The sequence below is a fragment of the Ectobacillus funiculus genome (assembly GCF_004138295.1).
GTDB lineage: Bacteria > Bacillota > Bacilli > Bacillales > Bacillaceae_G > Ectobacillus > Ectobacillus funiculus.
This window is the reverse complement of sequence record NZ_SCFM01000007.1, coordinates 82,592-107,613: the sequence shown is the minus strand read 5'-3', so window position 1 is coordinate 107,613 and position 25,022 is coordinate 82,592. Positions and strand designations below refer to the sequence as shown.

Genomic DNA, 25,022 nt, shown 5'->3' with positions numbered 1-25,022 from the left:
TAGAAATTTCCAGCTGGAAGCCAATTCGACGTAGTTGGAAATTTTAGAAATACAGTATAAGAGCAACTATGCCTGTGTCTTCGCCCAAAGGCAGGGCTCGCCAATCAGCGAGTTTTCTTTATCTATTCTTTTCAATTATACAGAATGACAAAGAAAAGTGCCGTTGGCAAGAAATTTTTTATTCTTTAGGAAAATATAAATTTTCAGCTAGAAGCTCATTTGGCACAGATGAGGATTTTAGGAATACAGTATAAGGGCAGCTGTGCCTCTGCCTTCGCCTAACGGCTCGCTAACCGGTGAGTTGTCTTTACAAGATAAGAAAGTATAACTTTTGGGGGGATGTCTAGCTCCAAGGCCCAAAATGCAGACTCCGGTTCACCCCTACGCTGCCATAAAAGGCGGACCTTGTCCGCTTTTCTTAGGAGTCTCCAATTTTTTAGTATGGAAATCATTAAGCTTACACAAAGGTAAGTATTTTGTTCATACTACAGGTGAGGAAGGTGAGTGCAGTGGAGCCATTTATACCGAAGTTAGTATATATTGAGCCGCAAGCGTTAGAATATCCGCTCGGGAAAGAGCTGTATGACAAATTTACAAATATGGGGCTAGAAATTCGCGAAACAACCTCTCATAATCAAATTCGAAATCTGCCGGGAGAAAATGAGCTGCAGCAATATCGTGTTGCGAAATCCACCCTCGTCGTTGGTGTGAGACGAACATTAAAGTTTGATACATCAAAGCCATCGGCAGAATATGCGATTCCGCTTGCGACCGGATGTATGGGACACTGTCATTACTGTTATTTACAGACCACGCTTGGCAGTAAGCCATATGTTCGTGTGTATGTAAACCTGGATGAGATTTTTTCCCAAGCGCAAACCTATATGGACGAACGTGCGCCGCAGGTTACGCGCTTTGAAGCAGCATGTACATCTGATATTGTTGGAATTGATCATTTGACACATGCATTGAAAAAAACCATTGAATTTATCGGACAGACAGAGTATGGCCGATTGCGGTTTGTCACGAAGTACTCCCATGTTGATCATTTGTTAGATGCGAAGCATAATGGAAAAACACGCTTTCGCTTTAGTGTAAATTCTCGATATGTGATTAAAAATTTTGAGCCGGGGACGTCTCCGTTTGAGGAGCGAATTGCAGCTGCACGAAAGGTAGCGCAGGCCGGTTATCCACTGGGATTCATTGTTGCGCCCATTTATAGGCATGATGAATGGGTGGAGGGCTACCATGAATTGTTTCAGCGCTTACACGCGTCTCTGAAGGATTTAGAACTGCCGAATCTCTCGTTTGAAATGATTCAGCATCGCTTTACAAAGCCTGCGAAAAAGGTCATTCAGCAGCGCTACCCGAACACGAAGCTTGAAATGGATGAAGAAAAGAGAAAATATAAGTGGGGTCGGTATGGTATTGGAAAATATGTGTATCCAACAGATGAAGCCGCAGAGTTAGAGGAAACCATCCGTTCTTACATTGCGGAATATTTTCCACAGGCGGAAATTCAATATTTTACGTAAGGACTTAGCGCCTCTTCCCTTGTCACGAAGCGCGTTCTATTGTATCATTTTATTGATTGCTTAGCGCGGAGGATAAAAAAACTCGCCGATTGGCGAGCCTATAGGCGAAGACAGAGGCGTAGTTGCACTTGTACTGTATTCCTAAAATTCCCGACTACGTCGAAAAAGCTTCTATCTAGGAATTTATACCTCCTTAAAGTAAGAAAAAGGATTGGATGGAGGAAACTGATGCCTACCCCTAGTATGGAAGATTATATAGAACAGATTTACCTTTTAATTGAAGAGAAGGGCTATGCCCGGGTATCCGATATTGCGGAAGCGTTAAGTGTACATCCGTCGTCCGTTACAAAAATGGTACAGAAGCTTGATAAAGATGAATACTTAATTTATGAAAAATACAGAGGTCTTGTACTAACTGCAAAAGGAAAGAAAATTGGAAAGCGTCTCGTATATCGCCACGAGCTGCTTGAGCAGTTTATGCGTATCATCGGAGTGGAGGAAAGTACCATTTACGGAGATGTTGAGGGAATTGAGCACCATCTCAGCTGGGATGCTATTGACCGAATCGGTGATCTTGTCCAATATTTTGAAGAAGATGCTTCTCGTGTAGAAACCCTTCGTAATATACAAAAAACAAATGGGGAATAAAGAAAACTTGCTGATTGGCGAGCCTTGCCCTTGGGCGCAAACAGAGGCGTAGCCCATATTCCTAAAATTTTCGACTACGCCGAATTCGCTTCTAGTTAGAACTGTATATTTTCTTGAAGTGTAGAAAAAAGACCGCACATCAAAACGATGCGCGGTCTTTCTTTTTGCCCTTTTTCCCTTCAATGACAGTTAAATGGGATTGCTTTCGCTTCTTTTTTAGTAAACCAAGAGATGCCTTTTTGTTCTTTGCGTCTAAAGACAATTTTTTGTTTAGAGGTGTTACATTCGGTTTTGCATATTTCCGCTTAGACTGTTTAGCTGCACGATTGTAAGAGGAATTGCTGTTTTTTCCCTGACCTGTAAATAGTTTGTATAGCCAGTAAAAAGCAACTACCACAATCCCGATGGTTAAAAGGTTTTTTAAGAGACCACCAGGATCCTCAACAGCAAAAGAGACAAGCTGGAATATTGCCAGCCCGATGACGAGAAAGAAAAGGACTAAGGCAAAGGATCGACCGTTCAAAGGGATGCACCTCCTAATGTCATTGCTTTAGAAAAATAAAACATAAAACTATTGCTTGCCTTCTAAACGAAGCAGTTCATGAAATGATGCGATGGCAACCTCTACTTGATCATCTGTAGGTTCCTTCGTGGTGAGAAGCTGCAGCCATAATCCCGGGTACCCGAGGACGCGCAAAACAGGAACGTTGCGCACTAAATTTGTAATCTGCAATACTTCAAACGAAATTCCCAGCACAACGGGAATGAGAAGGATGCGGTTGATAACACGTGCCCACAGCGGTTCTGTCGGTACAAGCAAGTATACAAACATTCCGACAATGACAGTAAATAGAATAAAACTGCTGCCGCAACGATAGTGGAGACGCGTTTGACCTTGCACATTTTCCACGGTTAGCGGAAGGTTGCTTTCATACGCGTTAATCACTTTATGCTCTGCTCCGTGATATTGAAATACCCGCTTAATGAGCGGTGTAAGGGAAACGAAATAAATATAGACAAGAAGCAGAATAAGCTTAATAATACTTTCAATCATGACTTGAGCGAGATGTGAAGGAAATATTGGTTTCGTCAAGTCTGCCAGTATTGCAGGAACGGCAGTGAAAATCACTTTTCCAAATAGAAAGGAAAGGATGCCGACTGCTGCTACTCCAAGGATCATTGTGAGCTTAGATTGCTCTTCTTGTTTCTTCTGTGCCAGCGTGTGATCATCATGCGGATCTACATCAAATCGTTCCGATGAGAAGTTCAGATGCTTTGATCCGTTTGCACTCGCATTTAAAATTGCAGCAATGCCGCGCAAGAATGGAATACGTTTGAGAACGTTAAGGAATCGGTTCTGCATACGCGGCAATCGATAAAACTCGATCGACGAATCCTTTCTTCGAACGGCTGTAACAGTATATTCTCTGCCGCCGAACATAACTCCTTCTATTACGGCTTGCCCGCCGTAGATTTGTTTTGCTTCCTCTGCCATGTAAACACCAACCTGTATTTATTTTCTTCATTGTATCGGTAAAACTTGCTCTCTGACAAGCAAAATACAAAGGCTGGGTTTTTATACTCTTTGTTTTCGTTATAGACATGTTTTTTTCCTTTTAAACTCCAAATTTCAACATAAATTTTCTGTGTTGTGGGCATAGTAACAATTGGGGTGAAAAAATGGAAAATAAAAAAGAAAAGCCGTCATCTTTTACAAAAAAGGTAGCAGGAATTGGGATATTTGGTGGTTTGTTTTGGGGCTCCATCTGGTATTTTCTTCACATCTTTTCCTTTTCAGAGGCGGGGCCAAATTATCTGATTATGCCATTTGCGCTAGGAGATTGGAAGCAAGGTGTTTGGGGAAATCTATTGGGCATCGCACTCATGTCTATCGCATCGATTCTGGTCGCCATTTTATATGGGGCATGGTTTAAAAAGTTTCAGGGCATCACTCCGGGTATTATATATGGGATAGTTCTATGGGCTCTTATTTTCTTCGGGGTTGGGCTTCTATCTCCCGTTGTGAAACATGCACTGGAATTTTCGCGACCTACATTCGTTACAACTCTTTGTATTTTTATTTTATATGGCGTATTCATTACTTATTCCGTGTCCTTTGAAGCCGCAGAAGAAAATCGCACAAAGGAGAACAGCGAGACAGCCTATTCAAATAAGCCTTGAGCTATGATAGAATGTTCTAAGAACATTCTTTTTTGCACTTTTAAGAAAACATAAATTTCCAGCTAGAGGCTACTTCGACGCAACAAAAAATTTTAGGAATAAGGTAGAAGTGCAACTGCGCCTCTGTCTTTGCCTAACGGCTTGCCAGTCGGCGAGTTTTCTTTATTAAGGTCACAGACAGCGAGAAGATTGCTCCTCATGAACGGCCAAACTTGAACTTCCGCGGCATGCAAGGGTCAAGCATGTACGGCGTAAAACGATTATGCTATGGGGAGGCGTAAGAATGGAAAAATTAACAAAGCTGAGAAGTATGCTCCGGCAAGAGGGCATCGATGGGCTTTTGCTAACAAACAGCTACAATCGTACATATATGACAGGATTTACGGGCACGGCGGGTGTTGTATTGCTTTCTGCAGAGCGTGCGCTTTTTATTACGGATTTCCGCTATGTGGAGCAGGCGCAAAAACAAGCAGTCGGTTACGAAATTGTCCAGCATACAGGTCCAATTACAGAAGAGGTGGCAAAGCGAGCAAAAGAACTTGGTATCACGAAGCTAGGCTTTGAACAAGATACTCTTACATATAGCGAATATAGAATGTATGGCGATAAGACAGAGGCGGAGCTAGTGCCGGTTTCTGGTCTGGTGGAAAAGTTACGCTTGATTAAGACGGATGCGGAGATTAAGATATTAAAGGAAGCTGCGCAGATTGCCGATGCTGCCTTCACTCATATCCTATCATTCATTCGTCCAGGTGTTTCCGAGCTTGCGGTGTCGAACGAGTTGGAGTTTTTCATGCGCAAACAAGGTGCTGCTTCTTCTTCGTTTGATATTATAGTGGCCTCTGGGCATCGTTCCGCGCTTCCGCATGGCGTAGCATCTGAAAAGCTGATTGAAACAGGTGAGTTTGTTACACTGGACTTCGGTGCGTATTATAAGGGATATTGTTCGGACATTACGCGTACAATTGCCGTTGGTGAACCTTCTCAAGATCTGAAGGATATTTATGATGTGGTTCTTGAGGCGCAGCTGCGCGGCTTGGACGGCATTCGTGTCGGCGTAACAGGAAAAGAAGCTGATGCCTTGACGCGTGATTACATAACAGAAAAAGGCTATGGACAGTATTTTGGTCATTCTACAGGTCACGGCATTGGTCTTGAGATTCATGAAGGGCCTGGTCTGTCTATTCGTTCTGACACGGTGCTTGAGCCGGGCATGGCTGTTACCGTTGAGCCGGGTATTTATATCGCAGGCTTGGGCGGTGTGCGCATTGAGGATGACGTCATTGTAACAAAAGAAGGCAACGAAATTTTGACTCATTCCCCGAAGGAGCTCATTATTTTATAACATACTAGTAGGAGGATTTTTAGAATGATTTCAGTAAATGATTTTCGTACAGGTTTAACAATTGAAACAGATGGCGGAATTTGGCAAGTTATCGAGTTCCAACACGTAAAGCCAGGTAAAGGAGCGGCATTCGTACGTTCGAAGCTTCGTAACCTTCGCTCAGGATCAATTCAGGAAAAAACATTCCGTGCGGGTGAAAAAGTAGAAAAAGCGCATATCGAAAACCGTCGTATGCAATATTTGTATGCAAGCGGGGAAGCTCATGTATTCATGGATAATGAAAGCTACGAGCAGCTTGAAATCCCAGAAAAGCAAATTGAGCGCGAGCTGAAGTTCTTGAAGGAAAACATGGAAGTATTCATCATGACATTCCATGGTGAAGTACTTGGCGTTGAGCTTCCAAATACGGTAGAGCTAAAGGTTGTAGAAACAGAGCCGGGTATTAAAGGTGATACTGCATCTAACGTAACGAAGCCTGCAACATTAGAAACAGGCCTAGTTGTACAAGTGCCAATCTTCATCAACGAAGGCGAAGTGTTAATTATTAACACGGTAGAATCTAGATACGTATCCCGTGCGTAATATAGGAAATGAGGAAGAGAGAGCGTAGAGCTCTCTCTTTTTGTTTTTTCATTTACGTTTTGGGTTGTTCGGGCGGGCATGGGGGCATTCGTTTCTTTATTTTGATTTTTTTTGGGCTTTTACTGCTATTTGTTCAAGCCCATTTTCTCCTGCAAATTCTACATCTGCTTTTGGTACAGCATTTTTACTGTTCTTAAATTGGTTATTTTTATTTTTTGCCATTTTTCATCACCCTTGTAATTTGATTTAGTTATGTTTTAAGGACACTTAATATTACAAAAACACTACATTAAGATAATATCGTGATCTTATCATTATCAGCATCCCTGATTTTAGTTTGCTTTCTTTTTTGCTGGCTATGCTACTTGATTTTCTTCTTGCACTCAACTGCAAATGAATCCTTTTCCAAGTCCTTCTCTGAAAAATCCTTTTTTCCGCTTCTGAAATGGACAACCGATGCATATCGTTGTACAAACGTATTTTTTTACAGCAGGAAGGTGAGCAGATGAAACAATGGATAGCTGGAGTGGAAACAGCGGTGCTTGCAATGGCGACGCTTCGTCTGTTTTCGGGAAGCCTTGAGATCTTGGCGGCGCTTATTATGCTTCATTTCAATGATGCCAAAAAGGCGCTGGCGGTAAATGGAATGCTTGCATTTGTCGGGCCGACAGTATTGATTTTGACAATGTCGATTGGCGTTTTGAGCGTAGCAAATGAGCTGTCGTTTTTAAAACTGTTTTTTCTTGTGCTTGGTATCAGCTGTATTTTAATTGCAGTGTTTAAGTAGAAACAAATTGGGGAGAAGGCTATGAGAGAAGTATTCGAAATATTGCCAAGAGAGATACAATCCATACTGGGAAAAGAGCTGCCCCAGGACTTGGAGGAAATTCGTCTTCGTCTGCAAAGACCGCTTGAATGCGTCATGCGGGGGAAGCCGCATTTTTATGACTATATTGTCAGTGCAGATGATGCGCTGTATTTGCTGAATAAGCTCAGCCATTTTTCTTTGTATACGATGGAAGAGGAGCTGAAGCGCGGGTATGTTACGCTGCGCGGCGGACACCGCGTGGGTCTAGCAGGTAAAGTGATTACAGAAAAGGGTGCTGTGAAAATGATTCGTGATGTTGCATCTTTTAATATTCGTATCGCAAAACAAAAGATAGGCATCGCCGAGCCGCTTTTGCCGTACATATATGAAGATAGATGGCTGAATACGATGATTATCGGACCGCCGCAAACAGGGAAAACAACGCTGCTGCGCGATGTTGCCCGTATGATGAGTACAGGTGTGAAGAAACGGGGAATCCCATCTTCTAAAGTAGGGATTGTAGATGAGCGATCTGAAATTGCTGGATGTGTAAAAGGCGTTCCGCAGTATGAGCTCGGAGCGCGTATCGATGTGCTAGATGCTTGTCCAAAAGCAGAAGGGATGATGATGCTGATCCGCTCAATGAGCCCTGATGTGCTTATCGTGGACGAGATAGGGCGTCAGGAGGACAGCGAGGCGATTATGGAGGCGGTAAACGCAGGGGTGCAACTATTTGTAACCGTCCACGGATACGAGAGGGATGATGTATTCAAGCGGCCATCCTTGCGGGCCATGCTAGAGCTCGGCTTATTTGATAGATTCATTGAATTATCGCGTTCGCACGGGCCAGGAACTATAAGGAGAATCAAGAATAGCAGCGGACAAACGCTATTACAAAAAACGAGGGTGAACAGCGTATGATCAAAATCATTGGAGCGGTGTTCATTGTTGCGGCAACAACGTGGATTGGCTTTGAGTTTGCGAATAAGCTCAGGGAGCGCCCGCGGCAGCTTCGATTAATGCGGGCGGCGCTGCAGTCGCTGGAGGCGGAAATTATGTACGGGCATACGCCGCTTGCAGAAGCAGCTGAGAGGCTTGCAAAACAAATACCAAAACCGCTTTGCTTTTTATTTGAAGGGTTCAGTCAGCAGCTAGAGCAGGGAGAAAAAACCGTGCGGGAGGCATGGTTGTCCAGTCTGGAGCATGTTTGGAAACGGGCGGCGATGAAGCGGGCGGAATATGAGATCCTGCAGCAGTTTGGCGAAACGCTTGGACAGCATGACAGGGAGTCGCAGCAAAAGCATATTCGCTTATGCTTGACGCATTTAGAACGGGAAGAGGGAGAAGCAAAGGAGTCACAGCTTCGCTCTGAAAAAATGATAAGAAGTCTTGGGGTATTGTCGGGGCTCCTTATCGTCATTTTATTGCTGTAGGAGGAGAGGAGTATGTCCATTGATGTTGGCTTGATTTTTCAAATCGCAGGCATTGGCATTATTTTAGCCTTTATTCATACGGTGTTAAAAGAGCTAAAGCGCGAGGATATCGCCAACTGGGTCATTCTCGTCGGCTTTGTCGTTATTTTATTTCACGTGGCATTTCTAATTAATAATTTGTTCGACAAAATTAAAAGCGTCTTTTTGTTTCAGTAAAGGGGGGCGACTGTCATCGAGATTTTGCAAATTGTCGGCTTGGGACTTATCGCCACCTTTTTGGCAGCATTACTCAATCAGCATAAATCAAGCTTAACTACTTTGTTTGTCGTATTTGTTGGAAGCGTGATGTTCTTGATTCTAATCGACCAAATTCAAGTTGTGCTGCATATGATTGAGAAAATTGCCAGCCAAGCGAAGGTAAGCAATGTATATGTGGAAACGTTATTGAAAATCATCGGAATCGCCTACATCGCTGAGTTTGGCGCACAGGTAACAAAGGATGCGGGGCAGGGAGCAATCGCTGCGAAAATCGAGCTAGCCGGGAAAATTTTAATTCTTGTGATGGCGATTCCAATCCTAACAGTTGTTATTGAAACAATCCTTGGTTTTTTGCCGAAGTAGGGAGGTGACATGATGCTACAAAAAACAAGTGCCAAACTGCTATTTTTATTTTTCTTGCTTTTTTCTTTGCCAAATGTAGTACAAGCTTCCCCGAACACGCAGCAGCCGATTGATGAGAAGATTGTGAATGACCAGTTGAATAAGCTTGGAATTGAAGATATTCAAACCTATTGGGAGGATCTTGTGACAAACTACGGCGGCTATTTGCCGGAAAGTCAAAAAGGGAGTTTTCTGGAGTTTATAAAAGGGGAGAAGCAATTTTCAATCCAGGAATGGTTTAAAGGGCTTCTTAAATTTTTGTTTCATGAGCTTATCGCCAATAGCAAATTGCTTGGGACGCTCATTTTGCTCACTATATTCAGCGCGCTGCTGCAATCGTTGCAGTCGGCATTCGAAAAGAGCAGCATCGCAAAAATTGCGGATGCGGTTGTGTACATGGTGCTGACAGTGTTTGCGTTAAATAGCTTTTATATCGTCACAACATATGCGAAGGATACGATTCAAACGATGATTGATTTTATTCTTGCGCTTCTGCCGATCCTGCTTGCGCTCATTGCAACGGGAGGCGGTGTGATATCTGTTTCGTTCTTTCACCCGATTATTATCTTTTTAATGAATACAAGCGGTTTACTGATGAATTATTTTGTGCTGCCACTTTTATTTTTAGCTACGATTTTAAGCATTGTCAGCACGATGAGTGATCAATACAAGGTAACGAAGCTATCCAAGCTGCTGCAAAATGTAAGCATTGGTGCGCTTGGCGTATTTTTAACAATATTCCTCGGTGTTTTGTCTGTGCAGGGAACTGCAACAGCAGTGGCAGACGGGATCGCGGTGAAAACGGCAAAGTTTGTTACCGGTAACTTTATTCCCGTTGTCGGGCGCATGTTTACCGAAGCTAGCGATACAGTGCTCAGCGCTTCCGCTCTTTTAAAAAATACAGTCGGTATTGCCGGCGTTGTCATTTTACTTTTAATTGTTGCGTTTCCAGCGATTAAAATTTTCGTGATCGCGTTGATTTATAAATTTGCAGCCGCTGTTTTGCAGCCGCTTGGCAGCAACTCTGTCATTCAATGTCTTGATATTATCGGCAAAAGCATCATCTACGTCTTTGCGGCGCTCGCTATTGTCTCTCTTATGTTCTTTTTAAGCATTAGCATCATTGTTGCGGCCGGCAACTTAACGCTGATGGTGCGCTAGGAGGTGAGGGAATGGAGTTTGTAACAGAGTGGGTTCGCAATATTATTATCTTTCTTTTGCTCGCGACTGTTCTTCATATGATTCTACCAAGATCAAGCATGCAAAAGTACGTGAAGTTCGTCGTGAGCTTGCTGCTTATCGTCCTCATTTTAAGCCCCTTATTTCAGCTGCTAAAGGCAGATGTACCGGAACTAATTGATAAATTAAGCCGACAACCGTACGGAACAGATGGAGAGATAGAAAATTTAATAGATAAAAAGAAAACAGAAATACAAGCCTCACAGCGTGCATATATTTTAGAACAGATGGCTGTCCAAATGAAAAAGGAAGTGGCGCAGAAGCTGCAGGATGAATATGGCGTCACGATAGCTAATCTGCATCTTGTCGTTCCAGAGGATAAGCAGGATGTAACATCACAGCAGGATGTTCAGTCGGTTTCTGTTACCGTTTCCGAAGAAGAGCCGCAGCGGTCAGGAGCTGTGGAGGCGGTGAAGCCGATTGAGGTCGACACGAGCACACCGTATGAATCACGCATAGACAACGATGCCTCTCAGGATATTCAAAAGTTTCTTGCACAGGAGTGGCAGCTAGAGAAAAGCAAAGTTCAAGTACACACAGAAGGGGGGACAGGAAAAGCAAATGAATGAGAAGAAGCCTAACATCTTTCGCAAGCTTTTTAAGGGAGACGGCGAAGACGGCAAAGCGACTAAAAAAGTCGCGCCTAAGCTTGTGCTCGTCTTGCTGGCGCTTGGCATTGTGCTCATGTTTTCGGGGAGCTTATTTCAGCCGAGAAAAGAAGAAACCGCCGTATTCAGTCCGCAAACAAGCACAGAAGCAGAGCAGGACGCCCCTGCATTCGCCAGCAAAAACGATGATTCCTCTGTGATTGACAAGTATGAAAAAGACTACGAAGATCAGCTGCGAGACGCCCTTGAAACCGTAAAGGGCGTGAAGGATGTAAGCGTCATTGTTAATCTTGATTCCTCAGAAGTGAAGGTAATTGAAAAAGAAACAGAAACGCGTACGCAAAGTACAGATGAGACAGACCGTGATGGCGGACAGAGAAAGGTGACAGAATCCTCCACGAATCAGAAGCCAACGATCATAAGGGAAGACAACAAGGAGGCTCCTATCGTTACAAAAGTAGATAAGCCGGAAGTACGCGGCGTTCTCATCGTGGCGAAAGGAGCCGATAACATAGAGGTTAAGAAAATGATTATCGAAGCAGTGACGCGGACACTCGGCGTACCGAGTCATCGTGTTTCTGTTTTGCCAAAAAAACAATAGGGAGGAACAGAAGTGGTGAAAAAGCAAACAGTATGGTTATTAACAATGCTGAGTCTTGTCGTAGTCTTGTCTGTCTATTACGTAACAACGCCGGATAGCCAGAAATCAAATATGGTAACGAGCCCTGTGGAGCAAAGCACGAAGGATAAGGATGCAGCTTCTGAAGATACAAGCAAGGATACTTCGGTAAAGTCCTCCGGAGATGAGCAGTTTACAGAGCTTCGTTTACAAATGGAGGATCAGCGCAGCGAAGCAAAAGCAGACCTGCAAAGCATCATCACATCTGCGACTGCTTCCGCACAAGAAAAAAGCAAGGCATATGAGGACTTTCAAGCAATCAATACATTAGCTGAAAAAGAAGCGCTCCTAGAAACATTAGTAAAGAGCCAAGGCTTTGATGATGCGCTTGTACGCGCAGACGGTGAATCTATCCGCATTACAGTAAAAGCCAACAAGCTGTCCAAGCAAGACGCGAACAAAATTATTCAGCTTGCCAGAAGCGAAGTTGGGCAAAAGCAGGTTGCTGTAAAATTTGAGCCATCTAAATAAGGACACAATAGCTACTGGGAGTCCCCTAGTAGCTGCTTTTTTTTGCACTTTAGGAAAGTAGTCTTGCCAATTTCGTATCAGGCTTGATATTATTACTAGATAATAAACACAGTAATCAACTGTAAATTTTTTCAAAAAAAGATGCAGGGAACTTTAAAAATAATTGGAATTTCAAAAGACCTGTCGTAAGATGGAATTGAAAATGTAACCAAGTATATGGGAGTGATTGTAGATGTTTAAAATACAGGAAGTTCGTGAATTAATTAAGCTAATAGACAACTCGAACATCGATGAATTCGAATACGCCAACGAAGGCACAACAATCAAAATGAAAAAGCAAGGAAACGCGACAGTTGTGTATGAAGCAGCACCTGCTCCGAAGCAAGAGGCTCCTGCAGCAGCACCTGCTCCTGCCCCTGTTACCTCTGCGCCAGCTGCTGCAGCAGTTCAGCAGGAAGCAGCTCCGCAGCCGGCAGAGACTGCAAATCTGCATAAAATTACCTCGCCGATGGTTGGTACGTTTTATGCGTCTCCATCGCCAGAGGCCCCTGTATATGTAAACGCGGGAGATCGAGTAAATAAGGATACTGTCGTTTGTATTGTAGAGGCGATGAAGCTCTTTAATGAAATCGAAGCAGAAGTAAGCGGAGAAATCGTGGAAGTATTAGTGAAAAGCGGTCAGCTTGTTGAGTATGGTCAGCCATTATTTCTTGTAAAAGCTTAAAGGAGTTAAGAGCGATGATAAAAAAAGTATTGATTGCAAACCGCGGGGAAATTGCTGTACGCATTATCCGTGCTTGTAAGGAGATGGGAATTGAGGCAGTTGCCATTTATTCCGAGGCTGATAAAGAAGCACTTCACGTGCAGCTAGCTGATGAGGCATATTGCGTTGGACCAACCCCTTCAAAGGAAAGTTACCTGAATCTGACAAATATCATTAGCGTCGCGAAGCTTACAGGCTGTGATGCAATCCATCCTGGTTATGGGTTTTTAGCTGAAAATGAGACCTTTGCTGAGCTTTGCCGCGAGTGTAACATCATTTTCATTGGCCCAAGCCCGGAAGCTATTACGAAGATGGGAATCAAGGACGTAGCTCGCGATACAATGAAAGAAGCAGGCGTACCAATTGTGCCTGGCTCACAAGGAATTATTGAAAGTACAGACGAAGCGGTTGAACTTGCAAATAAAATGGGATATCCTGTTATTATTAAGGCAACGGCCGGCGGCGGCGGAAAGGGTATCCGTGTAGCGCGCAATGAGCAAGAGCTTGTAAAGGGCATCCAGATTACACAGCAGGAAGCCAGCACGGCGTTTGGTAATCCGGGCGTCTATATCGAAAAGTACATTGAGGATTTTCGTCATGTTGAAATTCAAGTAATGGCGGATACGCATGGAAATGTGATTCATCTCGGTGAACGTGACTGTACGATTCAGCGCCGTCTGCAGAAGCTGCTTGAGGAAACTCCTTCCCCGGCATTAGACGAAGATATTCGCCGTCAAATGGGTGAAGCTGCGGTCAAAGCGGCAGCAGCAGTAAACTATACAGGGGCAGGTACAGTTGAATTTATTTACGAGCATAAGCAGAAGAAGTTTTACTTTATGGAAATGAATACAAGAATTCAAGTAGAGCATCCTGTTACTGAAATGGTAACGGGCGTGGATTTAATTAAGGAACAAATTCGTGTTGCATCAGGAGAACGTCTTTCTCTCACGCAGGAGGAAGTGAGCTTTAACGGCTGGGCCATCGAATGCCGTATTAATGCGGAAAACCCAGCGAAAAACTTTATGCCGTCTGCTGGAAAGGTGCAAATGTACTTGCCGCCGGGTGGATTCGGTGTACGTGTTGATTCAGCGGTGTATCCTGGCTATACTATTCCTCCTTATTACGATTCCATGGTTGCGAAGCTGATTACGTATGGGAAAACAAGGGAAGAAGCAATCGCAAAGATGAAACGCGCTTTAAGTGAATTCGTCATTGAAGGTGTACATACAACAATTCCGTTTCATTTGCAGCTTCTAGACCATCCTGATTTTGTAAAGGGAGATTTCAATACGAAATTTCTTGAGGAGCACGAGCTTGTAAAGCAATAAAAGCAAGGCTCTAAAAGATATACTTTCTTAATTTTAAAAGGGAGGTTTTGTCCATGGCGGAAAATATGTTAGATATGGGGCAAGAAACGAACCTCGGTAAAGTAGAAATTGCTCCTGAGGTCATTGAAGTGATCGCAGGTATTGCTGCTACGGAAATAGAAGGAGTTGCAGCAATGCGAGGCAATTTTGCAGCAGGCGTGGTAGAACGTCTAGGAAAGAAAAACCACGGTAAGGGTGTAAAGGTAGAGCTAACGAACGAAGGAATTGTGGTGGATGTATATGTGCTCATGTATTTTGGCGTATCCATTCCGTCGGTTGCACAAAGCATTCAAGACAACATCCGTCAGGCGCTGCTTACAATGACAGGTCTTGACTTGAAAGAAGTCAATGTACATGTTGTAGGTGTAACCTTCGATACACAAAAAACAGAAGTGGACCCGATTTAATCCGAAAAGCGGACATAGTCCCATTTTCCTGCAATGGAGATTCGTTTCCTGTGCGGGGAAATAGCTGCGGTAGCTAGATAGACCCTAAATTTATTACTTTCTTTTAGAGAAAGGACCGGTTGGGCATTATGCCTCGGTCCTTTTTTGCACTGTAAGAAAGGATAAATTTCCGGCTAGAAGCAAATTCGACGTAGTAGAACTTTAGGAACAAAGTAGGCTGTGATATAGCTGTTCTAATCAAAAAAATTTTGCCGTTTATCCATATGCATTATTGTAAACCCGTACATTCTACAGGGAAAAACAGGTGGAAGTTAACTTTTTTCGGCAAATGGTAAGGTGAGTCTGTGTATAGAGCAGTAAATTGTGGTATGATTATGATATTAAGGACAAACATACATATGAAAGCAGTTAAGCTGATGTTCAGCTTATAAATTATGACAGTATAACAAAGCATAAGCATAAAAGCAAAAGCATAAAAGCAAAAGCATAAAAGCAAAAGCATAAAAGCAAAAGCATAAAAGCAAAAGGAGAGTTACCATGAAACGCAGGACGGCTAGAGAAAGAGCGATGCAAGCACTCTATCAAATGGATATCGCAGGAGATATAGACCCGCAAACAGCGGTTGCTAATACCTTAGAAGAAGAAGGAGAAAACAGCAACGCCTTTTTGGAGCAACTTGTGATTGGCTGCGCAGCACATAAGGATGAAATTGATGCCATGATCAGTGAGCATTTGGAGAACTGGAAGCTTGATCGCGTCGGCACAGTCGACCGCAATATTTTGCGCATTGCTGTGTATGAGCTGAAGTATATGGAGGATATTCCGCACAGCGTATCCATCAACGAGGCAATTGAAATTTCAAAGATTTATGGAGATGATGAATCGCGCCGCTTTATTAACGGTGTGTTATCTAAAATTAAAGAAACATTATAATGTTGAGTAGGGGGATTTAACATGACAGCAGAATTAATTAAAGGATCAGAAATTGCAAAGAAAAAAAGAGGCGAGCTAAAGGAACAAACAGCACAGCTAAAGGAGCAAGGTGTAACACCAGGCTTGGCAGTTATCCTTGTTGGAGATGATCCGGCTTCTCATTCGTATGTAAAAGGAAAGGAAAAGGGCTGTGAAGAGGTTGGCATTTACTCAGAGCTGATTAAGTTCGATGCGACGATTACAGAGGAGCGTTTGCTTCAGGAAATCGATCGTTTAAATGAGGCTGATAATATTCATGGTATTCTTGTACAATTGCCGTTACCAAAGCACATTAACGAAGATGCTGTGATTGAGCGTATTTCTCCTGAGAAGGACGTGGACGGCTTCCATCCGATCAGCGTTGGTAAAATGATGATTGGACAAGATACGTTCCTTCCATGTACACCGCATGGCATCATAGAAATGGTCAAGGAAAAAAATATCGACATGCGAGGCAAGCATGTGGTTGTAATCGGTCGAAGCAATATCGTTGGAAAGCCTGTTGGACAGCTGTTCTTGAACGAGGATGCAACGGTAACATATTGCCATTCCAAAACAACGAACCTAAAGGAAATTACAAAGCAAGCTGATATTCTTGTGGCAGCGGTTGGCCGTGCGAAAATGGTTACAGCTGACTATGTGAAGGACGGAGCTGTTGTGCTTGACGTTGGGGTAAATCGTCTGGATACAGGCAAGCTGTGCGGGGATGTTGATTTTGACGAGGTACAAAATATTGCAAGCTATATTACACCAGTTCCAGGCGGCGTTGGTCCAATGACAATTACGATGCTGCTTCATAACACTGTATTATCTGCTGAGCGTGCGAAGGCTGCTTACGCTAAAGCGTAACAGAGCTAGGGCATGGAAACGAAATATTTAACTGTGACAGCTTTAACGAAGTACATTAAAGCAAAAATGGAACGCGACCCGCATTTGCAAACAGTTTGGCTAAAAGGAGAAATTTCGAATTTTAAGCACCATGGCCGCGGGCATATGTACTTTACGTTAAAGGATGCAGGAGCCAAAATATTGGCGGTTATGTTTGCCGGCTACAACCGAAGCCTCGCGTTTATGCCGGAGGACGGCATGACAGTTTTAGTCAAAGGGCAGATTTCCGTTTACGAGGCAAGCGGAAACTATCAGATATATGTGCAGGAAATGCAGCCGGATGGTGTTGGGAATTTATATTTGGCATATGAACAGCTTAAGGCGCGATTGGAAAAGGAAGGATTGTTTTCACAGCTGTATAAACAACCGCTTCCGTTATATCCGCAAACGATCGGGGTCATTACGTCACCGACTGGAGCGGCTGTTCGTGATATTGTAACGACCATTAAGCGCAGGTATCCAATTGCAAAAATTATGGTGCTGCCAGCCCTTGTGCAAGGGGAGTTTGCGGCTGCTTCGATAGCCAAGGCGATTCATACGGCAAATGAGATTGGAAGCATTGATGTTTTGATCGTGGGGCGCGGCGGCGGCTCCATTGAAGAGCTGTGGGCATTTAATGAGGAAGAGGTTGCTCGGGCAATTTCTGAGAGTCGTGTACCCATCATTTCAGCGGTTGGACATGAAACGGACTTTACGATTGCCGATTTTGTAGCAGATTTGCGTGCGCCAACTCCTACAGCGGCGGCTGAATTGGCGGTGCCAAATATCATTGAGCTACGGGAGCGCGCCGCGCAGCGAACGCTTCGGCTGAATCGGGCAATGTCCAGCTATATGAGGGAAAAACGGGAGCAGCTAGTGCAGTTGCAAAAATCGTATGCATTTCGGTATCCGAAGCAGCTGTACGTGCAAAAGGAGGAGCAGCTAGATCAGCTTCTCGATCGGCTGCAACGGGCAAAGCTGCAATATATGGAACGCAAGCACACGCATGTGCAGCGGCTTTCACTCCGCATGCAAAAGCATCATCCTGCCGCAAAGCTTGAGCGTGCCAGGGCCGTGCTTGACTCACTGCGAAAGCAGCTGCAGCGGGAAACCCGTTCGATTGTAAAAACGAAGGCTTTTACTTTCACTCGTGCAGCGGAAAAGCTGGATGCATTAAGCCCCCTGCGTATTATGATGCGCGGCTATAGCCTTGCTAAGGATGAACAAAAGCGGATTTTAAAGAGCGTAAAGCAAGTGCAGCCCGGAGATGCAATTACGTTACAGGTACAGGACGGCGTACTGGATTGTCATGTATGGGGAATTGAGGAGCGTGACTTACACGATGGAAAAGAACGTAAGCTTTGAAGAAGCAATTACAAAGCTAGAAGAAATCGTTGAAAAGCTGGAGCAGGGAGATGTCCCGCTTGAGGATGCCATTTCATATTTTAAAGAAGGTATGCAGCTTTCAAGCATTTGTGATGAGAAGCTAAAGGCAGCTGAGGAGCAGATGGCGGTTATTCTTGGAGAAGACGGCGAGCTTCGTTCATTTGCTGTCGGAGGCGAGGAAGCATGAGCATTTCGTTTGAAGTTTTTGCAAAAGAAAGCAAAAGATTGCTTGAAAGTCAAATGACAGAGTATGCAAAAGCAGTTTCATGTCCGGCTGTGCTGCGGGATGCGATGCTGTACTCGCTCGAAGCGGGCGGCAAGCGAATTCGCCCGCTTCTTCTTTTTGCAACGCTCCATGCGTTTCAAAAGAAACGAGAAATCGGTCTTGCAGCAGCAAGTGCTTTAGAAATGATTCATACATATTCTCTCATTCATGACGATCTTCCTTGTATGGATGATGATGAACTAAGACGGGGGAAACCAACCAATCATAAAGTGTTTGGAGAGGCGATGGCGGTTTTGGCAGGAGATGGCTTGCTAACATATGCATTTCAAGTACTTGCTGAAAACCGTCACCCAGAAGTAACCGAAGCAATGAATTTGCGTCTTGTGCTCGAACTGGCAAAAGCAGCCGGACCAGAGGGGATGGTTGCTGGGCAGGTAGCAGATATGAAAGCGGAAGGAAAGCAGCTAACACTCTCGCAGCTTGAGTACATTCATCAAAACAAAACCGGACGATTGCTAGAATTTTCTGTGTTAGCAGGCGCGGTTCTGGCAGGTGCTTCTTTGGCGCAAACAGAAAAATTGATGGAGTTTGCTCGCAACCTTGGCCTTGCCTTCCAAATTCGCGATGACATTTTAGATGTAGAAGGAAATGAAGAAGAAATCGGCAAGCGCGTTGGAAGTGACGCGGCGAATGAAAAGAGTACGTATACCACCCTTTTCTCTATGAAGGAAGCAAAGCAAATTTTACACGAAACAACAGAACGTGCCAAAAACGCTGTCCGCTCCTTACAGCTGCAGGATGAGTATTTGCTGCAAATTTGTGAGCTTGTAGCAAAGCGCACGCATTAAGCTATATACAATTTATACAACATGGCATTTTTATCATACAAAACCTCACAGTTGTTGAGCGTCTTTATATTTTATGGTATAAATGTAAACAAAGGTTTTTCTCTTATTGTGATTAAAAAATTGTATAAAAGTGAAAGTAACGGCCGTTATCACTTTGTGTTAGCGGCTCTTTTTTCAAATACTAAAACGTGTTGGGTACGGAGGCTTCTTGAGCTCTCAAGGATGCGTACAAGTCTTTTTATGTCACTTTTTATACAAAAGAGCTTGTCAAGGGCTTCATATCCTTGTCTGTAGGCGAATATAGTACGAACAGGAGCAAATGTGGGCTATGCTTGCTTTTCTGTACACTTTAAAAAGTATAAATTTCCAGCTAGAAGCGAATTCGACGTGGTGAGAAATTTTAGGAATACAGTATAAGTGCAACTACGCCTCTGTCTTCGCCCAAGAGCAGGGCTTGCCAATCGGCGAGTTTTCTTTAAAAATGCTACTAACTTGACAAGATTTTTTTTATAATAAGTCCAGTGACAGGCCTGAATACGATTATGATAATGAAAGTGAGTGATCCTAGTGGATCTAACCCAAATTCAAAACCCCAGTTTTTTAAAAAATATGTCTATAGAGGAAATGACAGAGCTGGCCGCCGATATTCGCAGCTTTTTAATCGAAGAGCTGTCCCAAACAGGGGGGCATATTGCCCCGAACTTAGGAGTCGTTGAGTTAACAATTGCGCTTCATAAGGTGTTCCGCAGTCCACAGGATAAATTTCTTTGGGATGTTGGCCACCAATCGTACGTGCATAAAATTTTAACTGGGCGTGCGAAGGAATTCGATACGCTGCGTCAATATAAAGGGCTATGCGGATTTCCAAAGCGCTGTGAGAGTGAGCATGATGTATGGGAAACAGGGCACAGCTCCACTTCCTTATCAGCTGCGATGGGAATGGCGATTGCACGCGACTTGAAAAAAACAAAGGAATATATTGTTCCGATTATTGGCGACGGCGCGCTAACGGGCGGAATGGCGCTGGAAGCACTGAATCATATCGGACATGAAAAAACAGATATGATTGTAATTTTAAATGACAATGAAATGTCGATTGCGCCAAATGTGGGAGCGCTTCATAATGTGCTTGGCCGTTTGCGTACAGCTGGCAAGTATCAATGGGTAAAGGACGAGCTGGAATATTTGCTTAAGAAGATTCCTGCCGTTGGAGGCAAGGTAGCGGCGACCGCGGAAAAGGTGAAGGATAGCTTGAAATATATGTTCGTTTCCGGCATGTTTTTTGAAGAGCTAGGCTTTACATATTTAGGACCGGTTGACGGGCATGATTACGAAAGCTTACTGGAAAATCTTCATTACGCGAAAAAAACAAAAGGGCCGATTCTTGTTCATGTTATCACGAAAAAAGGAAAAGGGTATAAACCAGCAGAGAGCGATATCGTCGGTACATGGCATGGAACGGGTCCTTACAAAATCGAGTCCGGTGATTTTGTGAAGCCGGCGGGCGATCCTCTTCCTCCTGCCTGGAGTAAGATCGTAAGTGATACGGTGCTGCGAATGGCAAGGGACGATGATCGTATTGTTGCGGTTACACCGGCGATGCCTGTTGGTTCGAAGCTTGAAAAATTTGCGAAGGAATTCCCAGATCGTATGTTTGATGTAGGAATTGCAGAGCAGCATGCGACAACGATGGCAGCTGGCTTGGCAACGCAAGGAATGAAGCCTTTTTTGGCTATTTACTCGACGTTTCTGCAGCGAGCATATGACCAGGTGCTGCATGATGTATGCCGACAAAATTTAAATGTATTTTTCGGTATTGACCGCGCCGGACTTGTCGGGGCGGATGGCGAAACGCATCAAGGTGTGTTTGATATCGCCTTTTTGCGTCATATGCCAAATCTCGTCATTATGATGCCAAAGGATGAGAATGAAGGACAGCACATGGTATATACGGCGTTATCGTACGATGATGGTCCGATTGCACTTCGTTATGCACGTGGAAATGGTCTCGGCGTTTCGATGGATAAGGAATTGAAACCTATCCCGATTGGAACGTGGGAAACACTTCGAGAAGGAACCGATGCAGCAATTTTAACATTCGGCACAACTATTCCAATGGCAATGGAAGCAGCTGAGCGTTTGGAGAAACTAGGCGTTTCTGTACAGGTAGTGAATGCCCGTTTTATTAAGCCGATGGATGAAATCTACCTGCACGATTTATTCGCTAGACAGATACCTGTCGTAACGCTTGAGGAGGCGTGTCTTGCGGGCGGCTTCGGAAGCGGTGTGCTTGAATTTGCACACACAAAAGGGTATCATAACGCGTTAGTAGAGTGTATGGGTATTCCAGATCGATTTATTGAACACGGCAGTGTAAATAAGCTGCTTGAGGAAATTGGGCTTACAACAAAAGATGTGGTGGAGCGCGTTCATGCGATTGTTCCATCCAAACAAAAAAGGGCGTAATGTATGAGCGGAAAGAAAGAACGAATTGATGTATTACTTGTAGAACGCGGACTTGTAGAAACGCGTGAAAAAGCAAAGCGTGCCATCATGGCCGGCCTTGTATACTCTAATGAAGGCCGTCTTGATAAGCCAGGCGAGAAAATTGCGGCAGATACACCTTTAACAGTGAAAGGGCAAGTCATGCCATATGTAAGCCGCGGCGGCTATAAGCTTGAAAAGGCACTCAAGCATTTCAATCTTGACTTAAAGGATAAGATTATGCTTGATATTGGGGCATCGACAGGCGGTTTTACCGATTGCGCACTGCAAAATGGCGCAAAACTCTCGTATGCGCTTGATGTCGGCTATAACCAGCTTGCTTGGAAGCTGCGGCAGGATGAACGTGTTGTCGTAATGGAGCGGACGAATTTCCGTTATGTTACGCCCGCTGATTTTCAAGAGGGAATGCCTGAGTTTGCAAGCATAGACGTGTCGTTTATCTCGCTCCGTTTGATTTTACCGGTGCTGAAAACGGTGCTCATGCCAGAGGGCGATGTGGCAGCACTTATTAAACCACAATTTGAAGCGGGTAAGGATCAGGTCGGGAAAAAGGGAATTGTACGCGATAAAAAGGTGCACGAAGCTGTTGTAGAGAAAATTACTTCGTTTGCCTTAGAAGAGGGCTACGATGTTTGCGGCTTAACGTTCTCTCCGATTACAGGCGGGGATGGCAACATTGAATTTTTAATCCATCTCAAGTGGCGCCCCGGGCGAGAGCACGGAGACAATCTTTCTCCTGTTTCTGCTGCAGAAGCGGTAGCTGAAGCACATGAGACGTTAAAGCAAAGGGAACAAGAGGAATAATTGCTGCAAACGCAAGGAGCCTATCATCTCTGCTAACGGATGATAGGCTTTTTCCACTGTTGAAGTCTAGATTTTCAGCTAGAGGCGCATTCAGTCTATGCGTATAAATATGCACTGGCATGATCTGGATATATGGATTATACTTGAAAACAAATATGTACAACTGTTTCATTATGCGTTAACATAGAAAATGAGAGACTAGGATAGGGAGAATCTTTGGAAGATTGTGTGAGGTGCAGGAATAATGAACAAAGGTCAGCGCCATATTAAAATTCGTGAAATTATTGCGAATAAAGAAATTGAGACGCAGGACGAGCTTGTTGACATTTTGCGTAATGAAGGCTTTAATGTAACACAAGCCACAGTGTCTCGCGATATTAAAGAATTGCATTTAGTTAAGGTGCCGCTTCATGACGGCCGTTATAAATATAGCCTCCCAGCAGACCAACGGTTTAATCCGCTGCAAAAGCTAAAGCGTAATCTAATTGATTCTTTTATCAAGCTAGATACGGCAGGCCATATGATTGTATTGAAAACGTTGCCTGGTAACGCCAATGCAATCGGAGCGCTCATTGATCATCTTGAATGGGATGAAATTCTCGGAACCATTTGCGGTGACGATACATGCTTAATTATTTGCCGTACACCGGACGATACAGAATCGATTTCTGACCGCTTATTAAATATGCTATAACAGACTGTGGGTCTGCGCTATTATGTTTGAAAAAGCTCTTAAGTCATTTCTGTTTGAAGAAGCTGAAAAGTGAGCCGTTGTTTTTTTAATTTCGGTATAAAGAAAAGTAAGAAAGCGCCCGGAAACTTTTACATTTCGAGCGCTTTCTCTTTTTTTGTAAATATGGTATTGTGAGAACGAGGTGAATGAGGCATTGTTATCGGAACTATCGATTAAGAACTTTGCGATTATTGAGCTATTAAATATTTCGTTTCAAAAAGGTCTTACTGTTTTGAGCGGGGAAACAGGTGCCGGGAAATCGATTATTATTGATGCGATCAGCCTTCTTGTCGGTGGACGCGGCTCATCAGAGTTTGTGCGCTATGGGACGGAAAAGGCCGAAATTGAAGGATTGTTTTATGTAGAGCATGCCACCCATCCGTGTGTGGAAAAGGCAAAGGAATTGGATATTGATGTTGAGGATGGGATGCTCATTTTAAAACGCGACATTTCTGCGACAGGAAAAAGCATTTGCCGCGTAAATGGAAAGCTCGTGACACTTACCGCCCTGCGGGAAATGGGCAAAACGCTTGTGGACATTCATGGGCAGCATGAAACCCAGGATTTAATGAGTGAAGAGCGCCACCTCTCTATGCTTGATTATTTCGATGCTGATATTGTGATGAAGCAGCTGGAAGTGTACCAGGGCTATTATAGCGGATATGAAAAGGTAAAGAAGCAGCTGCGGTCGTTAACAGAGAATGAACAGCAAATGGCACATCGTCTTGACTTAATTCAATTTCAGGCGGAGGAGATTCGTAAAGCAGATCTGAAGCCGGAAGAAGATCAGGAGCTGTTAGAAGAACGAACAAAAATTTCCAACTTTGAAAAAATTTATAAGGCGCTGAGCGACGCGTATCGATCATTATCGGGAGATAATTGCGGCTTAGATCATGTGAGAAATGCAATGGGACAAGTTGAAGGAATCACGGATATTGATACCTCGCTCAAAGAGCAATACGATACAATTGCAAACAGCTATTATTTGCTGGAAGAGGCCGCATATGCATTGCGTGAGAAGCTCGATATGATGGAATATGACCCGCAGCGTCTCGATTATATTGAAACGCGCTTAAACGAAATTCGGACGCTGAAAAAGAAGTACGGACATACGGTGGAGGAGATTTTGGAATATGCTGCTGCTATTGAGGAGGAAATTTCCAAGATTGAAAATAAAGACGTACATATCGAACAGACAAAGAAGCAATTAAAAGAACTTGAAGCAGCTGCGGTGAAGGAAGCGATGACACTTAGTGCAATGCGTCAGGAGCTTGCTGTCCGTTTAACAGCTGCTATCCATCAGGAATTAAAAGAATTGTATATGGATAAAACAAAGTTTGAAATTATTATCGGAAAACGGGAGGGCTCATTAGATGATCCAACCGTAGACGGCATGCCGGTGAAGCTTGGTGCGGATGGATATGATCAGGTGGAATTTTACATTTCCACAAACCCAGGTGAGCCGTTAAAGCCGTTGTCTAAAGTTGCATCAGGCGGGGAGCTATCGCGCATTATCTTGGCATTAAAGAGCATTTTCTCCAAGCATCAAGGCGTAACGTCTGTCATTTTTGATGAGGTGGACACAGGTGTCAGCGGACGTGTAGCACAGGCAATTGCAGAAAAGATTTATCGGGTGTCAGTTGGCTCACAGGTGCTCTGCATTACGCATTTGCCGCAGGTAGCATCTATGGCGGATGCTCATCTGTTTATTCGCAAGCAGATTGCAAATGAGCGTACAACTACAACAGTCAATATGCTAAATAAGGAAGAAAAGGTGACAGAAATTGCCCGAATGATTTCAGGTGTGGAAATTACCGACTTAACAACCGAACACGCAAGAGAGCTCCTGCAGCAAGCGAACACTCTCAAGCATTCACAGGCTATCCTATAAATGGGATAGCTTTTTTCTTTCTAACGGTTATAAACAAGGCGTGACAAGGAGAAATTAAATGGTG

General features: G+C 43.8%; 29 protein-coding genes. 26 read left to right on the top strand and 3 right to left on the bottom strand.

Going from position 1 to position 25,022, the window contains the following annotated elements:
• Nucleotides 1-509 precede the first annotated feature (509 nt).
• Together splB and mntR are read left to right on the top strand one after the other, a co-directional pair.
• The gene (splB, locus tag EP737_RS06820; protein ID WP_129727393.1) at nucleotides 510-1,535 is read left to right on the top strand and encodes a spore photoproduct lyase; all 1,026 of its coding nucleotides are present in this window, start codon (nucleotides 510-512) and stop codon (nucleotides 1,533-1,535) included.
• A 228-nt stretch (nucleotides 1,536-1,763) separates the two neighbouring features.
• Entirely contained in the window at nucleotides 1,764-2,183 is a 420-nt protein-coding gene (gene mntR, locus EP737_RS06815; RefSeq protein WP_129727187.1) for a transcriptional regulator MntR, read from the top strand.
• Nucleotides 2,184-2,322: 139 nt separating this feature from the next.
• Here mntR and EP737_RS06810 read toward each other — a convergent pair whose 3' ends face one another.
• Both EP737_RS06810 and EP737_RS06805 read right to left on the bottom strand, forming a co-directional pair.
• Nucleotides 2,323-2,706: an SA1362 family protein gene (locus tag EP737_RS06810; RefSeq protein WP_129727186.1), complete on the bottom strand. Its 384-nt coding sequence runs from the start codon at nucleotides 2,704-2,706 to the stop codon at nucleotides 2,323-2,325.
• 48 nt (nucleotides 2,707-2,754) lie between these two features.
• Nucleotides 2,755-3,678, bottom strand: coding sequence for a DUF1385 domain-containing protein (locus tag EP737_RS06805; RefSeq protein ID WP_129727185.1), 924 nt, complete (start codon nucleotides 3,676-3,678; stop codon nucleotides 2,755-2,757).
• Between the two features lie 185 nt (nucleotides 3,679-3,863).
• Between EP737_RS06805 and EP737_RS06800 the strand changes: the two genes are divergently transcribed.
• The 3 genes from EP737_RS06800 (at nucleotide 3,864) to efp (ending at nucleotide 6,291) form a co-directional block, all read left to right on the top strand.
• Nucleotides 3,864-4,364, top strand: coding sequence for a YqhR family membrane protein (locus EP737_RS06800; protein ID WP_129727184.1), 501 nt, complete (start codon nucleotides 3,864-3,866; stop codon nucleotides 4,362-4,364).
• A gap of 283 nt (nucleotides 4,365-4,647) precedes the next feature.
• On the top strand, nucleotides 4,648-5,709 hold the full coding sequence (gene pepQ / locus EP737_RS06795; protein ID WP_129727183.1) for a Xaa-Pro dipeptidase: 1,062 nt from the start codon (nucleotides 4,648-4,650) through the stop codon (nucleotides 5,707-5,709).
• 24 nt (nucleotides 5,710-5,733) lie between these two features.
• Nucleotides 5,734-6,291: an elongation factor P gene (efp, locus tag EP737_RS06790; RefSeq protein ID WP_129727182.1), complete on the top strand. Its 558-nt coding sequence runs from the start codon at nucleotides 5,734-5,736 to the stop codon at nucleotides 6,289-6,291.
• Between the two features lie 96 nt (nucleotides 6,292-6,387).
• On the opposite strand, the gene EP737_RS26510 is transcribed toward efp, so the two are convergent.
• The gene (locus EP737_RS26510) at nucleotides 6,388-6,513 is read right to left on the bottom strand and encodes a hypothetical protein (protein ID WP_281278877.1); all 126 of its coding nucleotides are present in this window, start codon (nucleotides 6,511-6,513) and stop codon (nucleotides 6,388-6,390) included.
• A 283-nt stretch (nucleotides 6,514-6,796) separates the two neighbouring features.
• On the opposite strand from EP737_RS26510, the gene EP737_RS06785 reads away from it, so the two are divergent.
• The 21 genes from EP737_RS06785 (at nucleotide 6,797) to recN (ending at nucleotide 24,958) form a co-directional block, all read left to right on the top strand.
• The gene (locus EP737_RS06785; protein WP_129727181.1) at nucleotides 6,797-7,078 is read left to right on the top strand and encodes a YqhV family protein; all 282 of its coding nucleotides are present in this window, start codon (nucleotides 6,797-6,799) and stop codon (nucleotides 7,076-7,078) included.
• Between the two features lie 21 nt (nucleotides 7,079-7,099).
• Nucleotides 7,100-8,020 carry a stage III sporulation protein AA gene (gene spoIIIAA, locus EP737_RS06780; protein ID WP_129727180.1) on the top strand — a complete coding sequence of 307 codons (921 nt, stop codon included), beginning with the start codon at nucleotides 7,100-7,102 and terminating at the stop codon, nucleotides 8,018-8,020.
• Nucleotides 8,017-8,532, top strand: a complete 516-nt coding sequence (spoIIIAB, locus tag EP737_RS06775; protein WP_129727179.1) for a stage III sporulation protein SpoIIIAB — start codon at nucleotides 8,017-8,019, stop codon at nucleotides 8,530-8,532. The genes spoIIIAA and spoIIIAB overlap by 4 nt, the downstream gene beginning before the upstream one ends.
• A 12-nt stretch (nucleotides 8,533-8,544) precedes the next feature.
• Entirely contained in the window at nucleotides 8,545-8,748 is a 204-nt protein-coding gene (spoIIIAC, locus tag EP737_RS06770) for a stage III sporulation protein AC (protein WP_034638936.1), read from the top strand.
• Between the two features lie 24 nt (nucleotides 8,749-8,772).
• The gene (spoIIIAD, locus tag EP737_RS06765; protein ID WP_129727178.1) at nucleotides 8,773-9,153 is read left to right on the top strand and encodes a stage III sporulation protein AD; all 381 of its coding nucleotides are present in this window, start codon (nucleotides 8,773-8,775) and stop codon (nucleotides 9,151-9,153) included.
• Nucleotides 9,154-9,165: 12 nt separating this feature from the next.
• A complete protein-coding gene (spoIIIAE, locus tag EP737_RS06760) occupies nucleotides 9,166-10,353 on the top strand; it encodes a stage III sporulation protein AE (RefSeq protein ID WP_129727392.1) in 1,188 nt (395 codons plus the stop codon).
• A gap of 11 nt (nucleotides 10,354-10,364) precedes the next feature.
• Nucleotides 10,365-11,000: a stage III sporulation protein AF gene (gene spoIIIAF / locus EP737_RS06755; protein WP_129727177.1), complete on the top strand. Its 636-nt coding sequence runs from the start codon at nucleotides 10,365-10,367 to the stop codon at nucleotides 10,998-11,000.
• Entirely contained in the window at nucleotides 10,993-11,640 is a 648-nt protein-coding gene (gene spoIIIAG, locus EP737_RS06750) for a stage III sporulation protein AG (protein ID WP_129727176.1), read from the top strand. Before spoIIIAF ends, spoIIIAG begins: the two co-directional genes overlap by 8 nt.
• Nucleotides 11,641-11,652: 12 nt before the next feature.
• Nucleotides 11,653-12,189 (top strand): SpoIIIAH-like family protein, encoded by a 537-nt coding sequence (locus tag EP737_RS06745; protein ID WP_129727175.1) that lies wholly within the window; start codon nucleotides 11,653-11,655, stop codon nucleotides 12,187-12,189.
• Nucleotides 12,190-12,421: 232 nt separating this feature from the next.
• Complete coding sequence (gene accB / locus EP737_RS06740) at nucleotides 12,422-12,913, top strand: acetyl-CoA carboxylase biotin carboxyl carrier protein (protein WP_129727174.1); 492 nt, start codon at nucleotides 12,422-12,424, stop codon at nucleotides 12,911-12,913.
• 14 nt (nucleotides 12,914-12,927) lie between these two features.
• The gene (gene accC, locus EP737_RS06735) at nucleotides 12,928-14,280 is read left to right on the top strand and encodes an acetyl-CoA carboxylase biotin carboxylase subunit (RefSeq protein WP_129727173.1); all 1,353 of its coding nucleotides are present in this window, start codon (nucleotides 12,928-12,930) and stop codon (nucleotides 14,278-14,280) included.
• A 53-nt stretch (nucleotides 14,281-14,333) separates the two neighbouring features.
• Complete coding sequence (locus tag EP737_RS06730; protein WP_129727172.1) at nucleotides 14,334-14,726, top strand: Asp23/Gls24 family envelope stress response protein; 393 nt, start codon at nucleotides 14,334-14,336, stop codon at nucleotides 14,724-14,726.
• Nucleotides 14,727-15,263: 537 nt separating this feature from the next.
• Nucleotides 15,264-15,659, top strand: a complete 396-nt coding sequence (nusB, locus tag EP737_RS06725) for a transcription antitermination factor NusB (RefSeq protein ID WP_129727171.1) — start codon at nucleotides 15,264-15,266, stop codon at nucleotides 15,657-15,659.
• A gap of 21 nt (nucleotides 15,660-15,680) precedes the next feature.
• On the top strand, nucleotides 15,681-16,547 hold the full coding sequence (gene folD, locus EP737_RS06720) for a bifunctional methylenetetrahydrofolate dehydrogenase/methenyltetrahydrofolate cyclohydrolase FolD (protein WP_129727170.1): 867 nt from the start codon (nucleotides 15,681-15,683) through the stop codon (nucleotides 16,545-16,547).
• 12 nt (nucleotides 16,548-16,559) lie between these two features.
• Nucleotides 16,560-17,930: an exodeoxyribonuclease VII large subunit gene (gene xseA, locus EP737_RS06715; protein ID WP_129727169.1), complete on the top strand. Its 1,371-nt coding sequence runs from the start codon at nucleotides 16,560-16,562 to the stop codon at nucleotides 17,928-17,930.
• Nucleotides 17,908-18,138, top strand: coding sequence for an exodeoxyribonuclease VII small subunit (locus EP737_RS06710; RefSeq protein ID WP_129727168.1), 231 nt, complete (start codon nucleotides 17,908-17,910; stop codon nucleotides 18,136-18,138). Before xseA ends, EP737_RS06710 begins: the two co-directional genes overlap by 23 nt.
• Complete coding sequence (locus EP737_RS06705) at nucleotides 18,135-19,025, top strand: polyprenyl synthetase family protein (protein WP_129727167.1); 891 nt, start codon at nucleotides 18,135-18,137, stop codon at nucleotides 19,023-19,025. Before EP737_RS06710 ends, EP737_RS06705 begins: the two co-directional genes overlap by 4 nt.
• A 567-nt stretch (nucleotides 19,026-19,592) precedes the next feature.
• Nucleotides 19,593-21,491: a 1-deoxy-D-xylulose-5-phosphate synthase gene (gene dxs, locus EP737_RS06695; protein ID WP_129727165.1), complete on the top strand. Its 1,899-nt coding sequence runs from the start codon at nucleotides 19,593-19,595 to the stop codon at nucleotides 21,489-21,491.
• Between the two features lie 3 nt (nucleotides 21,492-21,494).
• Nucleotides 21,495-22,334, top strand: a complete 840-nt coding sequence (locus tag EP737_RS06690; RefSeq protein WP_129727164.1) for a TlyA family RNA methyltransferase — start codon at nucleotides 21,495-21,497, stop codon at nucleotides 22,332-22,334.
• Nucleotides 22,335-22,578: 244 nt separating this feature from the next.
• Entirely contained in the window at nucleotides 22,579-23,028 is a 450-nt protein-coding gene (gene ahrC, locus EP737_RS06685) for a transcriptional regulator AhrC/ArgR (protein WP_129727163.1), read from the top strand.
• Between the two features lie 193 nt (nucleotides 23,029-23,221).
• A complete protein-coding gene (gene recN, locus EP737_RS06680) occupies nucleotides 23,222-24,958 on the top strand; it encodes a DNA repair protein RecN (RefSeq protein WP_129727162.1) in 1,737 nt (578 codons plus the stop codon).
• The last annotated feature ends 64 nt before the right edge of the window (nucleotides 24,959-25,022 follow it).

What these genes read in the sequence shown, in the direction of transcription:
- spoIIIAA (WP_129727180.1), top strand. Translation starts at nt 7,100, where the DNA reads ATGAGAGAAGTATTCGAAATATTGCCAAGAGAGATACAATCCATACTG.
- EP737_RS26510 (WP_281278877.1), bottom strand. Translation starts at nt 6,513, where the DNA reads ATGGCAAAAAATAAAAATAACCAATTTAAGAACAGTAAAAATGCTGTA.
- EP737_RS06690 (WP_129727164.1), top strand. Translation starts at nt 21,495, where the DNA reads ATGAGCGGAAAGAAAGAACGAATTGATGTATTACTTGTAGAACGCGGA.
- EP737_RS06805 (WP_129727185.1), bottom strand. Translation starts at nt 3,678, where the DNA reads ATGGCAGAGGAAGCAAAACAAATCTACGGCGGGCAAGCCGTAATAGAA.
- pepQ (WP_129727183.1), top strand. Translation starts at nt 4,648, where the DNA reads ATGGAAAAATTAACAAAGCTGAGAAGTATGCTCCGGCAAGAGGGCATC.
- folD (WP_129727170.1), top strand. Translation starts at nt 15,681, where the DNA reads ATGACAGCAGAATTAATTAAAGGATCAGAAATTGCAAAGAAAAAAAGA.
- nusB (WP_129727171.1), top strand. Translation starts at nt 15,264, where the DNA reads ATGAAACGCAGGACGGCTAGAGAAAGAGCGATGCAAGCACTCTATCAA.
- accB (WP_129727174.1), top strand. Translation starts at nt 12,422, where the DNA reads ATGTTTAAAATACAGGAAGTTCGTGAATTAATTAAGCTAATAGACAAC.
- spoIIIAE (WP_129727392.1), top strand. Translation starts at nt 9,166, where the DNA reads ATGCTACAAAAAACAAGTGCCAAACTGCTATTTTTATTTTTCTTGCTT.
- EP737_RS06800 (WP_129727184.1), top strand. Translation starts at nt 3,864, where the DNA reads ATGGAAAATAAAAAAGAAAAGCCGTCATCTTTTACAAAAAAGGTAGCA.
- accC (WP_129727173.1), top strand. Translation starts at nt 12,928, where the DNA reads ATGATAAAAAAAGTATTGATTGCAAACCGCGGGGAAATTGCTGTACGC.
- spoIIIAB (WP_129727179.1), top strand. Translation starts at nt 8,017, where the DNA reads ATGATCAAAATCATTGGAGCGGTGTTCATTGTTGCGGCAACAACGTGG.
- EP737_RS06785 (WP_129727181.1), top strand. Translation starts at nt 6,797, where the DNA reads ATGAAACAATGGATAGCTGGAGTGGAAACAGCGGTGCTTGCAATGGCG.
- xseA (WP_129727169.1), top strand. Translation starts at nt 16,560, where the DNA reads ATGGAAACGAAATATTTAACTGTGACAGCTTTAACGAAGTACATTAAA.
- spoIIIAF (WP_129727177.1), top strand. Translation starts at nt 10,365, where the DNA reads ATGGAGTTTGTAACAGAGTGGGTTCGCAATATTATTATCTTTCTTTTG.
- spoIIIAG (WP_129727176.1), top strand. Translation starts at nt 10,993, where the DNA reads ATGAATGAGAAGAAGCCTAACATCTTTCGCAAGCTTTTTAAGGGAGAC.
- efp (WP_129727182.1), top strand. Translation starts at nt 5,734, where the DNA reads ATGATTTCAGTAAATGATTTTCGTACAGGTTTAACAATTGAAACAGAT.
- spoIIIAC (WP_034638936.1), top strand. Translation starts at nt 8,545, where the DNA reads ATGTCCATTGATGTTGGCTTGATTTTTCAAATCGCAGGCATTGGCATT.
- mntR (WP_129727187.1), top strand. Translation starts at nt 1,764, where the DNA reads ATGCCTACCCCTAGTATGGAAGATTATATAGAACAGATTTACCTTTTA.
- EP737_RS06705 (WP_129727167.1), top strand. Translation starts at nt 18,135, where the DNA reads ATGAGCATTTCGTTTGAAGTTTTTGCAAAAGAAAGCAAAAGATTGCTT.
- EP737_RS06710 (WP_129727168.1), top strand. Translation starts at nt 17,908, where the DNA reads ATGGAAAAGAACGTAAGCTTTGAAGAAGCAATTACAAAGCTAGAAGAA.
- EP737_RS06730 (WP_129727172.1), top strand. Translation starts at nt 14,334, where the DNA reads ATGGCGGAAAATATGTTAGATATGGGGCAAGAAACGAACCTCGGTAAA.
- ahrC (WP_129727163.1), top strand. Translation starts at nt 22,579, where the DNA reads ATGAACAAAGGTCAGCGCCATATTAAAATTCGTGAAATTATTGCGAAT.